Source organism: Endozoicomonas sp. ALC013 (assembly GCF_049310205.1).
In the GTDB taxonomy this organism is placed as follows: domain Bacteria; phylum Pseudomonadota; class Gammaproteobacteria; order Pseudomonadales; family Endozoicomonadaceae; genus Endozoicomonas.
In genome coordinates this window covers 1-14,660 of record NZ_JBLYNS010000065.1, presented here as the reverse complement: position 1 = coordinate 14,660, position 14,660 = coordinate 1, and the positions used below count along the sequence as shown (strand labels likewise).

At 45.9% G+C, this 14,660-nt stretch carries 11 protein-coding genes and 1 pseudogene; 5 read left to right on the top strand and 7 right to left on the bottom strand.

Features of this window, described 5'->3' with window-relative positions:
- Positions 1 to 9 precede the first annotated feature (9 nt).
- The 3 genes from ACO6V1_RS13175 to ACO6V1_RS13165 all read left to right on the top strand — a co-directional run bounded on the left by ACO6V1_RS13175 (position 10) and on the right by ACO6V1_RS13165 (position 4,651).
- Positions 10 to 3,063, top strand: a complete 3,054-nt coding sequence (locus tag ACO6V1_RS13175) for a hypothetical protein (RefSeq protein ID WP_422467143.1) — start codon at positions 10 to 12, stop codon at positions 3,061 to 3,063.
- A gap of 258 nt (positions 3,064 to 3,321) precedes the next feature.
- On the top strand, positions 3,322 to 3,645 hold the full coding sequence (locus ACO6V1_RS13170; RefSeq protein WP_422443792.1) for a hypothetical protein: 324 nt from the start codon (positions 3,322 to 3,324) through the stop codon (positions 3,643 to 3,645).
- Between the two features lie 424 nt (positions 3,646 to 4,069).
- Positions 4,070 to 4,651 (top strand): coiled-coil domain-containing protein, encoded by a 582-nt coding sequence (locus ACO6V1_RS13165; RefSeq protein ID WP_146000082.1) that lies wholly within the window; start codon positions 4,070 to 4,072, stop codon positions 4,649 to 4,651.
- A gap of 223 nt (positions 4,652 to 4,874) precedes the next feature.
- On the opposite strand, the gene ACO6V1_RS13160 is transcribed toward ACO6V1_RS13165, so the two are convergent.
- The 3 genes from ACO6V1_RS13160 to ACO6V1_RS13150 form a co-directional block, all read right to left on the bottom strand.
- Positions 4,875 to 6,719, bottom strand: a complete 1,845-nt coding sequence (locus tag ACO6V1_RS13160; RefSeq protein ID WP_422467141.1) for a hypothetical protein — start codon at positions 6,717 to 6,719, stop codon at positions 4,875 to 4,877.
- Positions 6,720 to 6,826: 107 nt separating this feature from the next.
- Complete coding sequence (locus ACO6V1_RS13155; protein ID WP_422443796.1) at positions 6,827 to 7,324, bottom strand: hypothetical protein; 498 nt, start codon at positions 7,322 to 7,324, stop codon at positions 6,827 to 6,829.
- 38 nt (positions 7,325 to 7,362) lie between these two features.
- Entirely contained in the window at positions 7,363 to 9,201 is a 1,839-nt protein-coding gene (locus ACO6V1_RS13150) for a hypothetical protein (RefSeq protein WP_422443798.1), read from the bottom strand.
- 313 nt (positions 9,202 to 9,514) lie between these two features.
- On the opposite strand from ACO6V1_RS13150, the gene ACO6V1_RS13145 reads away from it, so the two are divergent.
- A complete protein-coding gene (locus ACO6V1_RS13145; protein WP_422443800.1) occupies positions 9,515 to 10,027 on the top strand; it encodes a hypothetical protein in 513 nt (170 codons plus the stop codon).
- On the opposite strand, the gene ACO6V1_RS13140 is transcribed toward ACO6V1_RS13145, so the two are convergent.
- From ACO6V1_RS13140 to ACO6V1_RS13130, 3 genes are read right to left on the bottom strand one after another with little or no spacing between them, the layout of a single operon-like run.
- Positions 9,943 to 10,791: a hypothetical protein gene (locus ACO6V1_RS13140; RefSeq protein ID WP_422443802.1), complete on the bottom strand. Its 849-nt coding sequence runs from the start codon at positions 10,789 to 10,791 to the stop codon at positions 9,943 to 9,945. The two genes, ACO6V1_RS13145 and ACO6V1_RS13140, sit on opposite strands and share 85 nt — an antisense overlap.
- Before the next feature lie 26 nt (positions 10,792 to 10,817).
- Complete coding sequence (locus ACO6V1_RS13135; protein ID WP_422443804.1) at positions 10,818 to 11,192, bottom strand: glucuronate isomerase; 375 nt, start codon at positions 11,190 to 11,192, stop codon at positions 10,818 to 10,820.
- The gene (locus tag ACO6V1_RS13130; RefSeq protein ID WP_422443806.1) at positions 11,171 to 11,524 is read right to left on the bottom strand and encodes a glucuronate isomerase; all 354 of its coding nucleotides are present in this window, start codon (positions 11,522 to 11,524) and stop codon (positions 11,171 to 11,173) included. The genes ACO6V1_RS13135 and ACO6V1_RS13130 overlap by 22 nt, the downstream gene beginning before the upstream one ends.
- A gap of 48 nt (positions 11,525 to 11,572) precedes the next feature.
- Between ACO6V1_RS13130 and ACO6V1_RS13125 the strand changes: the two are divergent.
- A pseudogene (locus tag ACO6V1_RS13125) lies at positions 11,573 to 12,091 on the top strand (YgjV family protein).
- 132 nt (positions 12,092 to 12,223) lie between these two features.
- Here ACO6V1_RS13125 and ACO6V1_RS13120 read toward each other — a convergent pair.
- Complete coding sequence (locus ACO6V1_RS13120; protein WP_422467159.1) at positions 12,224 to 14,290, bottom strand: TonB-dependent hemoglobin/transferrin/lactoferrin family receptor; 2,067 nt, start codon at positions 14,288 to 14,290, stop codon at positions 12,224 to 12,226.
- Positions 14,291 to 14,660: the final 370 nt, after the last annotated feature.

Below are 14,660 nucleotides of genomic sequence, written 5' to 3'. Positions count from 1 at the left end.
GAAGTAAACATGGATTCCATTAATTCCCCGGCGACTAAACGTACCATTGATTCTTTTTCTGACGACGAGTCCGCCGGCTCACCTGCCAGCAGAAATGGCAGCAATATCCGCAGAATACCGCCAACCCATGAGCCGATGGATCAGTTGGAGCAAGGGCCGTCTGATCAGAGACTCTCCCTGAATGATTACTCTGTCAATAATTGTGAGGTTGTCAATACCCTGCAAAGAGAGCTAACCCCGACAGCAAAAGCCCCTTCTTATGATTACCCTGAAGCTTCGTTCAAGCGATTCAATCCAGGTGTGAATGGCGCAAGATTGCAACGGGAGATAGGCCTTGCCAGGGATCATATACAGTCCTTTATGGACCAGCACTATCCCGGAAAATTTGCCCTGACCATTCCCGATGACAATGCCATGAAAGTGAGCGCTGAATTTGTTGCCCCTTTTGGCTGGTGGGAAGGCGCTTGCTACAAGGTTGAATTCGATTTCAACAATACTGATAAGCACAATGAAGGGCCATCGGTCAAAGTCCTATTGGCTCCGCCGGTTGCTCATCTGTTTGATGGAGAATTGTGCCTTGCCCAGATCATTCCGCACTCTGCCTGTCCGGATTATTGGAAAGGAGAAGATGCTGCAAAATACAGCAGCTATAATTTTGACCGGGTGCAACAAATGATGAATGTGATGAATTTTCTTATTATGGACACCGACTTCTGGGATGAAGGAACAGGTTACGCACTGAACTATCCAGATCCCAAAACCCTTCATCTACCCATGATTTATTCCAATCAGTTTCATCGGGACAAGATAAAAATGTTTTCAGGGTCCGAAGGGCTTGAACGTCTGAAGCGTCATATTGCAAAGGAGATCGCGTCCGTCAACCAACGGGCCAAAGGTAGCAACAGTTCACTGTCATTCGATGTTGACCCGGAAATGATCTACCAGAAAAAGTTTGACCGTCTGCAATTTTCCCTCATCGAGCCCACAGCGTACGACTTTCCTGCAGCAGGCTCCTATGGCGAAATATTTGAACGGGTAATGATCTACTCCCCCGAGGATGTGTCAGGCTGCGTACCGGTGGAACCCATTGTTATCGAACCCAGTGGCCAATGGGAAGAGCAGTTGTCAGTAAAAAATCAGGTGATGATGAGGCTCGAACGCAATGGAAAAACGTTGATCACTCCACACAAAGCAGACTACTTTTACCCGATACAGCTTGATCCACAAGGAAGGGTCGCCGAATTTCATACTACCCCTAAAAACCGATTTTTCATCACCTATCGTGATGCTAAAGGCAAATTACTATCATATCCTCCCGGATATAATTATTCTGGTACTGAATTGAGAACTGGATCAAAAAAAGTAAAAGTTGAACCGTTCCAAGCCTTCACCTTAAGTGAGTTAAAAGAAGTATTGAGCATGAAGCTTCGTCATATAACAAGTGACTCACATGAGTTAACCGATGTGTATTATGGTCAAAAAAAGATTGAAAACGATGATGATTTGAACGAAGCAATTACCCGTTTAAAACAAGACATCAAAAATAAAAATCGTAACAGGAAACACACAAAAAGACTGGGGGTTATTTTTATTAAAGAACCATCTAAAGAATGGGAATGGTATAATCGCAGGGAGTGGAAAGCATCATTAAAACCGACGAAAACCATCGCTAAAGCCAGTAATCTGGCATTACAGTTCGATCTAACCATTTCTCCGGAGACGCCTGAAACCACCCAGCGTTATCGGGATGGCATGCAGTGGGGAATTAAAGCCAATGCCTGGCTACCGGTTATGGACAAGGAGATGCAAGTTTATGAAAAAATCACGGTTATTAAACAGCTGATTGATTTTGCCCACAAAACATTGAAACTGCCTTACAATAGGGCCGCTCTCACCGCCTGTGATGCCAATAACATCATCATGAAGTCCATGACCATGACCATGGTCGATGCACTGAAAAATGGCGAGGACTGGCTCCCATCTCAATGCTTCCTGGATTTAATGGTGAATGCTATCAATACGCACCACGAAATCGGTGAGTTATATGCCGATAGAAAGTATCGAAACCTGAGGTTAATGGTACATGCATTTTCAGGAACACTGGCTAAGAATAACCTGAAAGACTTTGCATTTTTAATCAACTATCTGGTGTCTGCCTGGAACCAGCTGGACGGTATCAGTAGCCAGGAACGCGATGCATTAAAGCCAAGGCTAATCATTAATGCTTTTATAGAATACCTGGTCAGGGTAATGGAGCGTGAATCCAAAGATCCTGAGAAATATGCAGCACAGGGTTTGGATAATGAAGCGGAACTCACGCTGGAAAAGATCATTAACGCCTCAAAGACTGGCTTCAGTGTGGTTGCCCATCAGCTGACCCTGCTTGTTTTTTTATTATGCCGCCAGGACTCTTTAAGCAAGCTGGCAGAGCCTGAGCGGGAACAGTTACAATCACGAATCAAAGAGGTCCAACGATTTATTTCCAGCAACCAGAAAGACCAGTATGCTCAGCTGATGCAACGACTGCTTCCTGATAAAAACAAATGGATAAAGCCTGTTGACTTTACCTCCAAAGAACATCAGCAAACCATCATCAATACAGTGCTGGAAAAATTTCATCAAAGAACCCGACAGCCAGAACCATCACAAGCCAGTGAGGATTCAGAACTGCCAATGGAAGTGGACAACAATAGAACGATACCGGGTAAGGCATTCGCTGTTCTGGATGACAAAGAGTATGAACGTCTGGATACGAAATTCAGTGAGCAACTGGAGAGATTTAAATTGCGTAAAAATGTCGAGGTAGAAAAAGAAGGGTTCATAAAGTTTGAGCATAATTGCCATAACTGCGGTGGTCCTTATACGACCAATAAACAGCTTTATCAAACGAAAAACGAGGTTAAAATGAAACGAGAAAAAGAGGGTTTTGTCTACCGTTCTGGAATGCCTGTCCATAAAGAATGCAAAGAGGCAAGGCAGGAAGCCACACGAAATGCCTTTTCTCTAATCATGGCCATGGAAGCAAATTACCCTTATGTCCCCAATGAAAGTAAAAAAGATTAACGATCTCCAGAAAAAGTACAAAAGATTGTTCGTACCCAGTGATGCTGGACATAAATAGTTAACCAAATCATTAAAACTGTCCAATAATTTATCAGAGATAAAACATATTACCCAAATAAAAAAAACGTATTTAGCGACTGATAAAACCGGTACTACCTTATAAATTTCAAGGCGGGCAGTTTTTTCCATACCAATGAACGTGAGCTATTGAATTATGCAAAATAAACCAGCAATCTTAACAGGGAGAAAGGTCAAAAGATGAACTCTTCAGATTTACCCGAAAAAGTAAATCGATTAAACCAGGTGTTTGCGAAACAGGCAAACCCTGAGGATGCTGAAACAAAGGAACTGCTTAGCAGTCTCTCGGATGTTATTACCAAAACGGTTGCACACATGAGTGACAATAAAAAGCAACCATTCTCTTTTACTCAGAGTGAAAAAGATATGCTTTGTAACTCAATATTGATTGCTATCCAGAAGACATCAGCAAGGGACCATGCAGAGGTATTTAAACATCTGGCTCCTGAAATAGTTAATAGCATTGAACAGATAATGACGATGCTACCTGCTCCGGAAACTTGAGTATCTTCTACACGCTTTAAAAATTTACTTACTTTATTGTCAAGATCACCCCTCTTCAATCATAAAGTGTGGCAATGCCTGACACCTGTGCATCTGCCACACACTGCTTACCTTCATTGTTGTCAGATTAACCGCTTCCTGATTATTCAGATTTAATGGCGCATCATGTCCGATTTAATCCAAACCACCATTCCACTATAAACCCCTCTTTTTATTTCTCTCATCAATAAAACCGATGACTCTCTGAAGCTCTGCTATGCTGATCATGCAGTCAGTGCATAGCTTTAGAGCAGCCATCGCCTGAATCCCGGGTTGATAAATAGCACTTTTTTTTCCCATAATTTCTAATATGGGTGCTGCATGGCTGTCTAACTACAAAATGGTTTAACACAAGGCTTTGTAACAACAAAAGACAGGTAGCTGTATGTCGCTAGAAACAAGAGTTGAGATGCTGGAGAAGCAACACCAGTCCCTCTACAACACAATTCATGGACTGGTAAAAGCGATGGCGGATATCAAACACATCGCATTGAAAAACCAGCATGAGATCATTGGCGTCAAAGTCAATATGTCCGGTATTCAGGCAGAGGTTACCAGCGTTAAAGAGGATGTCTCCGAACTGGCCCAGGCCACGCTGTCCGGTTTTGAACGCACCAGTGAGTTAATGACGAATACCCACAAAATTCTGGATGATATCAGTGAGCATCTGGACACCATTAATGGTCGGCTGGATGAAACCAACAAACTGGTTGATGGAACCCATGAGCGTGTTGATGAAACCTATGAGCGATTAAACGAGACCAATGAACGCCTCGGTGAAAACAGCGAACGCCTTGATGAAGCCAATGAACGGCTGGATGAAAACAATGAGCGTCTCAGCAGTACCAATGAGTGGCTTGGTGGCATCAATCAGCGTCTTGAAGGTGTGGAGAGTCAGGTAAAAGAGGTTCGAAAAGATATTCTCACCCTTGGGCAGATGATCAAGCACCGTCTACCAGAGAAGTGATTCTCTTGTGAAACCCCTCCTTGTATAAACGTCTGGCAGGTTTGGTAACGCCTGCCTCGTTCAACATGAGTGCAGCCAATCACTGATATACCCGCAAGACCCCGATCTCCCTTGGGAACAAAGCGACAGGTTAGCCCGGAACTGATAAATACTTTTCCTGAAAATAATGATCGTAATACATGATCAATCTCACCTCCGTTAGCCGCTGCCAATAAGCATCAGATTATACCAGTAGCTCCCTGACTTCAGGTTGATTGACTGGCAAGGTCACTGCACGATCTCTTAATAACGCCTGATGCAACTTCAAAATATCCCGGTACTCAGCGTCTGACTGACCAGAGAGTGCACTGATAAACGGACTGGTGAACACTTTGGACAGCACACTCACGGGACTCCGATGCAAACAGTAATAAGCCACTTTACCCCAGAGCGTTTTCGGCGCAGCATCAATGGATCGACTGAAATTCAACCGGAACCGGTTTAATGGATGGACGGAAATTTGCTGATCATGGGCGTAAGTTTCCAGTCCAAGAAAACAGACTGATCCGGATTCAGGTACAGGTCTACTAATATCCTGCTCATAGGCCATCAACTGCTCTTCTGAACCATCAGTGGGTTTCGATCTTCCGGAAAGATAAGACATCCCACTCAAAATCGTGATCACCAGTTCATTAATGACACTGGCTATCACGATACTCTGAATTTTCCCCGGTTTAACGCCATCGGCAAACAGATGATCGGTCATCAGCTGTACTCCCAGGGTAGCGCCCCTGAAGATAGCTAATCGAAATAGAACAAAAAATAGCCATGCCTTTGTTGGAGACAAGCCTTTGTCAATCAGCCTGGACTGTACGGCAGCGCCCAAACCAAGAACAACGGTATGCGCTAAAAGCAAGTCAGTAAACAGTTTGCGTGGGTTACTTTGTTCAGTACTGCCGGTAGCAAAATACTCTCCCCCGGCAATGGAGGCGGCAACGGTAAGCATTGTTAAAACCTGGCTGCCAAAAAGTTCAATCACCCACATTTTCACACTTAAGCAGCGTTTCTCAGCGGGGTTTTCAATAAATTGACTACTGATTCCCAAGGCATTCTTAGTGCTCTGAAAACCGAAAAAACTGACCAGACTGAGAATGACACCGGCATATTTAAACCTTTCCAATACCGGGTTGTCCGACGGGATTCCGAGAAAACTGGTACTGGGGTAACCCAAGGCTGTCTGTACTGCCGCAGCCACTTCATCCCCTCCCAGAAACAGTCCGGAGCCAATACAGGTAGTGATATAGGCATGCAAAAATGTTCTGAGGTCTGGCTCCGGATTTTTCGAGGCATGGCTCAAGGCACCACCCAAACTTCTGAACAACATTCTGTAGGCTTCCGGCGGGCTGTTCCAATGTTCAAAGTCGTGTTCAAACAGTGCCGCCGGAATCGCGGCTCCATTGGCAAAAACAGCATTGTGTGTACCATAACGACCATCATCATGAATGGCAGGTTCCAGATGGGTCACTGCCGGAATAATAAAGTCGTTTACCTGCAGTGTTGAATCAACCACCTGATAGCTGTCAGGCCGGGAATCGCCTGATGCTGATTTCGCCAGTCGATAATCCATAACCCGCCGCTCCCCGAAATCAAGAAGACAGTGAATATTCTCCGCCTCACACTCCTGATCATCGCTCACCCAAAAACCACTCATCGCCGTTGCATCAGTAACACCTGAACTGTTTTTCACATGAACCATGATGGTTTTATCATCTTTACAGATAAAGCAACCCGGTTTTGGCACATTTAAGGAACAGGTAATCATTAATTCATTGGGGGTACTATTTTGGCCCTTTGATTGAATAATAAAGCTGACTGGACCTTCTTTTAATTTTTCGGCCATGCTTTCAACCTTACTTCCAGACCTCTCTATCATTTCCATCCCGGGCAGAGTATCTTTCTGTCTGAGCTCGACCGCAATTTGATGGGGCAGTTGGTCAGCAAACTGCTGAGGGATGGACTCTACTTCATCGGAAGTATTGATCGGTGTTAATGAAAAATCATTGTGCTGGAACTGAGTTCTCAGACTCAAAGAAGACCCTGATTCAATCATACCAATAACATCTCAATTTATTTTTAAAGATAAGAGTAGCGATCAAAGAAAGCAAAAATGAAATCATATGAGGGCTCTGCGTCTTGTCAGAACCTTGGTGTCCTGATTTTAGCCACCACCGACTCAAGATAGTTGACCATATCCGGGAACAGGGATTCACAAATGGCCTGATGCTCCTCTGTTTCTGTCTTTTTCAGAACCGTCTTCATCATACTGTGCAGCTCATCCTTCTCCTGATCACTGAACGAATAATGATGATCAGGTTCGTGGTGAAGGAAATCGACCATTTCTGTCAGCCCATAACTGAGCGCCTCAAGAACAATCTCCCGGTCAATCTCCCCCGACTCAAGCAATCCTGTTAACAGTCGCTTCACCTGACTTATCTCTTCATCAATATCGCAGGGATTCTTTTTGCCTGATATGGGTCCTGCTTCTGAGTTCAGGTAATTGTCTTTAATAAACTGCTTAAGCTCTCTTTCTTTAACGGTATCGGTTTCTGATACAGCAAGATCATCCTCGGTAAGACCAGGGCTTTCCCGGAACAGGGAAAAATACTTTTCCTGAAAATAATCATCGTAATCCATGATCAATCATCGCCTCTGTTAGCAGCTGCCAATAAGGATTATACCGGTAGCCCCCTGGCTTCAGGTTTATTGACTGGCAAGGACACTGAACGATCTTTTAATAACGCTTGATGCAACTTCAAAACATCGCGGTATTCAGCGTCTGACTGACCAGAGAGTGCACTGATAAATGGACTGGTGACCACTTGGGACAGCACACCCTGCGGATCCCGATGCAAACAGTAATGAGCCACTTTACCCCAGAGCGTTTTCGGCGCAGCATCAATGGATCGGCTTAAATATAACCGGAACCGGTTTAATGGATGGACAGAAATTTGATGTTCATCAGCGTAAGTGTCAAGACCACTGGCTGATTCGGACTCAGTTGCCGACTCCCGGATACCCTGTTCATAGGCCATCAGCTGCTCTTCTGAACCATCCGTGGCTTTTGATCTTCCGGAAAGATAAGACATTCCACTCAAAATCGTGATCATCAGCTCATTAATCACATTGGCTATCACAATGCTCTGAATTTTCCCCGGTTTAACGCCATCGGCAAACAGATGATCGGTCATCACCTGAACCCCCAGGGCCGCACTCCTGAATATGGCTAACCGAAAGAGGACAAAAAACAACCATGTCTTGGCCGGAGACACACCTTTGTCAATCATCCTGGATTGCACGCCAGCCCCCAGACCAAGAACAACCGTCTGTGCTAAAAGCAGGTCAGTAAACAGCTTTCGAGGATTACTTTGTTCGGCACTACCGGTAATAAAATACTCTCCCCCGGCAATGGCGGTAGCAATGATAAGCATCGACAGAATTTGACTGCCAAACACCTCCATCGCCCACATTTTCGCACTTAAGCAGCGTTTCTCAGTGGGATTTTCAATAAATTGGCTACTGACTCCCAAGGCATTCTTAGTGGTCTGAAAACCGAAGAAACTGGCCAGGCTGAGGGTGATACCGGCATATTTGTACCTTTCCAATACCGGGTTATCCGACGGTGTTCCGATAACACTGGTACTGGGGAACCCCCTGGCTGTTTGTATTGCCGCCGCGGCTTCATCCCCGCCCAGAATCAGTCCGGAGCCAATACAGGTAGTGATAAAGACATGCAAAAAGGTTCGCAGGTCAAGCTCCGGATTTTTCGAGGCATGGCTCAGAGCCCCCCACAAACTTCTGAACAACATGCGGTAGGCTTCCGGCGGGCTGTTCCAATGGTCAAAGTCGTGTTCAAACAGTGCTGCCGGGATAGCAGCTCCGTTGGCAAAAACAGCATTGTGTGTACCATATCGACCACCATCATGACTGGCACGTTCCAGATGGGTCACTGCCGGAATAATAAAGTCGTTTACCTGCAGTGTTGAATCAACCACCTGATAGTTGCCAGCCGGTGAACCGGTGGATTCTGATGTTATCAGTTGATAATCCATAACCCGCCGCTGCCCGAAATCAAGAAGACAGTGAATGTTTCCCGTCCCATCTTCCCCCTCACCACTTATCCAGAAACCATTCGCCACACTTTGATAAATGTCACCTGACGTGTTTTTTACATTAACCATGATGTTTTCATCATTTCTGCAGATAAAGCAACCCGGTTTTGGCTTATTTAAAAAACAGGTGATCATTAATTTATCAGAGGTATTATTTTGGTCTTTTGATTGAATAACAAAGCTGACCGGACCTTCTTTTAATTTTTCTGCCATGCTTTCAATCTTGCTTCCTGGCCTGTCTTTCATTTCCATTCCGCGCAGGGTATCTTTCTGTCTGAGTTCAACCGCAATTTGATGGGGTAGTTTATCAACAAACTGCTGCAAGACACGCTCTACACCATTTAACTGTTCAATTGGTGTTAATGAAACAGCATTGTCTGGTAACTGAGTTTTAAGGCTCAAAGGAAACCCTGATTCTATCATACCGATAACATCTCAATTTATTTTTAAGACAGGAATAGCGACCAAAGATCCCAGAAGCCAAAATCCCACAGTGTGAAAATAGCTATAACAAACAAAAGCACAAGTTTTTATATATATAAAACGTGACTTCTGACTTATACCTGACAATGACAGTTTTGTGCCCTTCAGAATCAGGCGGTAGTACTATCGAATTCTATAAGTAGCTGGCCATATCCTGTAAATTCTGGTTATTCCACAAGTAGCCGATAACACGGTAGCCAAATACCTTTATCAGATTCAGGATGAACACATCATGGACAAGGACAGCCCCGGCAACGGCTCTACCCGACAAAACGATCAGGCCATGTCCGGGATAAAGAAGCGAAGCATCATCTCTCAGCAGGAGGTAAAGCGGACGTTACTGTCCAGTGCAGATTTCACCCGTCCGAAAGTAAAGCCTCTGGCAGAGAGGCTGGTCAGCCAGAAGCCAGCCAATCTGACAGAAGCATTGCAGCCACTGAAACAGGGTGTCGATTACGCCTCTGACCTTATTCACCGCCTGCAAAATACTCAACCTTCTGCGCAAGATGACAGGCGGCAACACGCAAACCGCATCACAGACACCATTCACTTGCTGGAAGGTATGCAAAAAGCCCTTGAGAAAGAGACAAAAGATCTGTTCAACGCACATAGCCAGACAGAGACAGGACAGCAGAACGGGACTTCTGACAGCCATGCCCTCTATCTGGAGTCATCAACGTTACTGAATACACTGCAATCGTATATTAGAACGTTAGAAAAGATGAAGTCGACGTCTGTTGAATAGGCTTCGGTGACAATGGCACCTTTGTCAGCAAAGCCCAGGTAAGACTGGACATCGGCAAAGCTCTCTTCCGTCATGGCCGGTACGATGCGATCAACCATGGTGCATGGGAAGGCCACGTGTTCACGAATCCAGGCGGCCAGCTCTTGATCCATCGCCTCTGCCATCTGAATGACCGCTGCCCGGGCACGTTTGCCATTGTCAGGTACGTTGTCACAGCTTAATACCGTAAAGGGCAGTCGTCCCTTAGCCTTACGCTGTCCCAGTGCCGCAACAATCACCCCCAGTGCCGTCTTCGGGTTATGGGTATTTTCCAGGTCATGGGCGATCAGCGGGTTGTCGATCATCAGTTCGCCGGTTGCCGGGTTCAGGCAGTAGCCCTTTTCGGTAATGGTGAGAGAGACAATGCGTGTGGTCTCTGCCGACATAATCTCCAGCAACGGCCTGCGGTCTTCCTCAACGGCCAGTGACCGGGCGATGGCCGTGGCAAGTTTTACTGTACGGGAGCCGTCCGGATTCATCTCGGTAACGGTGTAAGCGTTGTCCTGCTCCTGCAGTTCCTGAACCAGCTCCTGACCGCCAAAAATGTTGGCTGCACAGATTCCCCAGTGGAACGCCCCGGTAGCGGCAATGGTTTCATGGGTGTACAGCGCCTGGTGAGCACGGTGGAAAGCACCCAGGCCAATATGAACAATACCGGCGGTCAACTCGGTGCCGTCGTAGCCATTGGCTACGATTTTTTCGTGTTGCAGCTTTTTATTAATCATTGCAGCATCTCTGGTTGTTAATGCTATTACAGGCGATAAGCTTTTTTGGCCAGTCCACTGGTCAGCTCAAGGGCCAGGTCAAAGGCTTCTTCTTCGGTAATGCGGTGCTCACACACCAGAGATGCCAGGAAGTTACAATCCACACGACGGGACACATCGTGACGGGCCGGAATACTCAGAAATGCACGGGTATCGTCGTTAAAACCAACGGTGTTATAGAAACCAGCGGTTTCAGTCACCATCCGGCGGTAACGCATCATGCCTTCCGGGCTGTCGTGGAACCACCAGGCGGGTCCCAGCTTCAGTGCCGGGTAATGACCTGCCAGTGGTGCCAGTTCCCGGGCATACGCATCTTCATCAAGTGTGAAGAGGATGATGGTCAGATTCGGGTCATTGCCCACTGAATATCCTCGCTGGTCCGTTCCGCCAGCAGCGTCATGTGCGCGGCAAAATCCGGATGCTCAGGGTCCGTTACCGAGTCGGGACGGAACGTCGTGATCACCCGGCCTTTCCAACCACTGTCGTTAATACGCAGGTGACTCTCCAGCGTGTCCACTGCAGTTTCGGTGGTGGCCAGAACGTCAATATTGAATCGTTCATAGAGACTGCGTGGCAGGAAGGCGTCGGTTTTCAGCTGTGCATCGATGTGTTCGTAAATTGACCGGGCGTTTTTACTGTTCAGTGGCTGATCAACACCCAGCACTGTTTGGCTTCTGATTACCGTTATGTACAACAGAATCTCCTTCGGGGGATTCTGCCATTGATTAACAGAGAAACCGTGATGTTTATTGCCCAGCTTGTTGGTGGCTTTGCCTTCCTGATCGGCATCATGGCCTTTTGGCAAAAAGATGATGTGAAATTCCGCTATCAAATGACTGCCTTCAGCCTGGTGATGGCACTGCACTTTGTTCTGATGGGGGCAACCGTTGCGGCAATAGGTGCGGTTATTAATAGCCTGCGCAGTTATGCATCGGTAAAAAGTCAGTCAAAAATTCTGATGGCCATGTTCATTGTTTTGCTGATCGGCCTGACACTGCCCAATGTCGAGCAGTGATATGAAGTTCCGACCATTATCGGTTCGGTTGTTGCCACCTGGGCCCTGTTTTCCACCCGTGGCATTCCATTACAATCACTGATCCTTTTGAACTCCTGCTGCTGGCTGGTGCACAACCTGTTGACCGGGTCTGTTGGTGGCAGTCTGATTGAGGCAACGTTTGTGGTTACTAATAGCATTACCATTTATAAGCTTTATAAGGCAGCTGTTGTATCAGTACCGGTAATTCAGGAAGTTAAGCTATAGGGAACTCGGCTTTCCTCGTTCCCACACTCCGTGGCTAATGCATACCTGCACCAAGCGGTTTTTCACTTCCCATGAAAATGCAAAAGTTTGGGTATACTCCCACGAGGGACCGTGGGAGTGAGGTCAGAATGCTTAAATATCCCACTTCACGCTGACAGAGAAGTTACGGCCTGGCTGAGTGTAGCGGTTAAGTTCAGGATCGCCAAAACTACGACCACGGACATCTTCCAGTAACCAGTACTTTTTATCAGTGATGTTAAACAACCCGGCTCTTAACGTAACATCCTCCACAGGACTGTAATAAGCCGTTAGATCTACAAGCCCATAACCTGCCGGATTAAACTGGGTTTTACCTGTTGGCACTTCGGAGTCACTGACATCAGAGTCACTTTTACCTTTAACCAACGTCCAGGCAAGCTCACCACCGTAGTTTCCGGAAAGGTCATCATAGCCAAGACCGATCACAGCAGTTATGGGCGCAACACTGTTCAGCTTTTGATTATTTTCTTTATCTTCACCATCAGCATACGCAAGAGACCCTCGTAGTGTTGTTCCCATAGGGGCACCGATTGTTTCGTCAAGCCATAATTGACCCCTGAGTTCAACACCTTGAATTTCCGCTTTACCAATATTCTGTGCTTGAGTGATTCCTCCGGTGTATGTTGGGTCACTCATATCAGTGAATGTATCAATGAAGTTTGAGTAGCGATTATAAAAAGCTACAACTTCAAAACTACCTCTATGATCATCACCTCTTAAACCAAACTCAACAGACTTGCTCTCCTCTGGCTTCAGATCCGGGTTTGAGATGGTTTTATAGGGTTTACCATCAAAGCCTATACCCTTATGGGTATAGTACATATCGTATAAATCGGGCGCTTTAAACCCTTGGCTATACTGACCAAAAACGGAAAGCTCATCGCTCAAGTTATAAACAGCACCAAGTCGGCTAGTCAGCTTATTCCCTGTACTTTTTTCCAGCTTATCCCCTCCTGGAGAATACTTATAGCTGTCAAATCGCACCCCGGGGGTTAACACCAATCGGTCAGTTAAAGTAATTTCATCCTGAACAAAAAGGCCATATGTCAGCTTATCAACACTTGGAATGTACGTTTTGTCAGCAGGATCTTTCCCGGTCTCGTAACTGATATTTCTGTTTTCTGTTTTTACATCATTGACATCAAAACCATAAACAAAGCTATGTTCGGTATTACCTAACTGAACCTGTTTATCAAACTGAGTCGCCAGCTGAATGCTTTTTTCTCCATAGAAGTAAACATTCTTACGGTCATTGTATCTACTTGTGGCCGGGATCCAGGTCGTCTGGTCCATCTTTGAATCTTGCCAGTCCAGCTGGGTTCTCAGACTATCAAAAGCAGTGAGACCTGCCTCCCATTCATGAAAGGCACCAATGCGCTTACGGCTGGCAATATCTTCGCCTGTTGTACCACCTGGCAGCAGTTTTTCTCCTGACTTCAGCTTAACCTTAGTCTTAGCGTCCAGGTATTCACCAGTCAGACCAACTCGATGATCATCGTTCACCTGATACTGTAATTTACCCAGAAAGTTATTGCTGCCAGTATCCAGAGGATCAGCAGCGCCTCTTGCATTACCTTCAATATCTGCACCACTATGAGTTTCCAGTTCTTCAACATCTCTTCGGGTATAGATCAGCATACTTTCAAGATCACCTGTACGATTTGCCAGGGTGAAAGTTTCTGCAAAGCCATGATCTGCACTGGTGTAACTACCCTTTACCGAAGCAGTAGTATCATCACCATCAGACTTCAGGTAATCAGAGGGATCTTTTGTCTGATAAGCAACAATACCCCCAATAGCATCACTTCCATAAAGGCTTGATGCAGGCCCTTTAACAACTTCCACAGCTTTAATGGCATCAATATCAATAAAGTTTCTTTGTGAACGCTGGTAAGTAAAACCAGAGTCAAACTGCTGCGGCTGGTCTATGCCATCCACCATAATTTTAACCCGGTTGCCTTCCATACCCCGGATATTAAAACCTTCAGACCCGGTACGACCATCGGAACCAACACTGATGCCCGGCTCGTAACGAACCAAGTCTCTGATATCGGTAGCCAGCTGTTTTTCCAGCTGTTCTTCGTCCATAACTACGATCGTTCCAGCAATATCTTTCAACTGCTTCTCAGAACGTGCAGCGGTTACCGTAACCTGATTCATCAGAGTCGGCTGATATTTTTTATCGGTGCTTTCTGTGGCAGTTTCAGCCAGAACAGGCGAGGTTTGCACAAGAGAAACGGTGGCCGCCATCACAGCCAGCGCCAGCGTATTTTTTGAAAATTTCATGAATTTCAATCTGTACCAGTGTGGGCTTTAACAGCCACCAGTTGCCTTTTGACAGTCGCCAATGACCGCCTGCTTCTTCTGATTCTCATGCTGAAAAAAATACGCAATGAGAATAAACAACGGCGGGATAATAATTATAAAAAATATCTAATGCAAATCATTATCATTAAGCTTTATATGAGAACAGACGACTACGGTTGTATTTCACGCAGAGCGAGGCTATATGGGTATTAGCGCTCTCCTG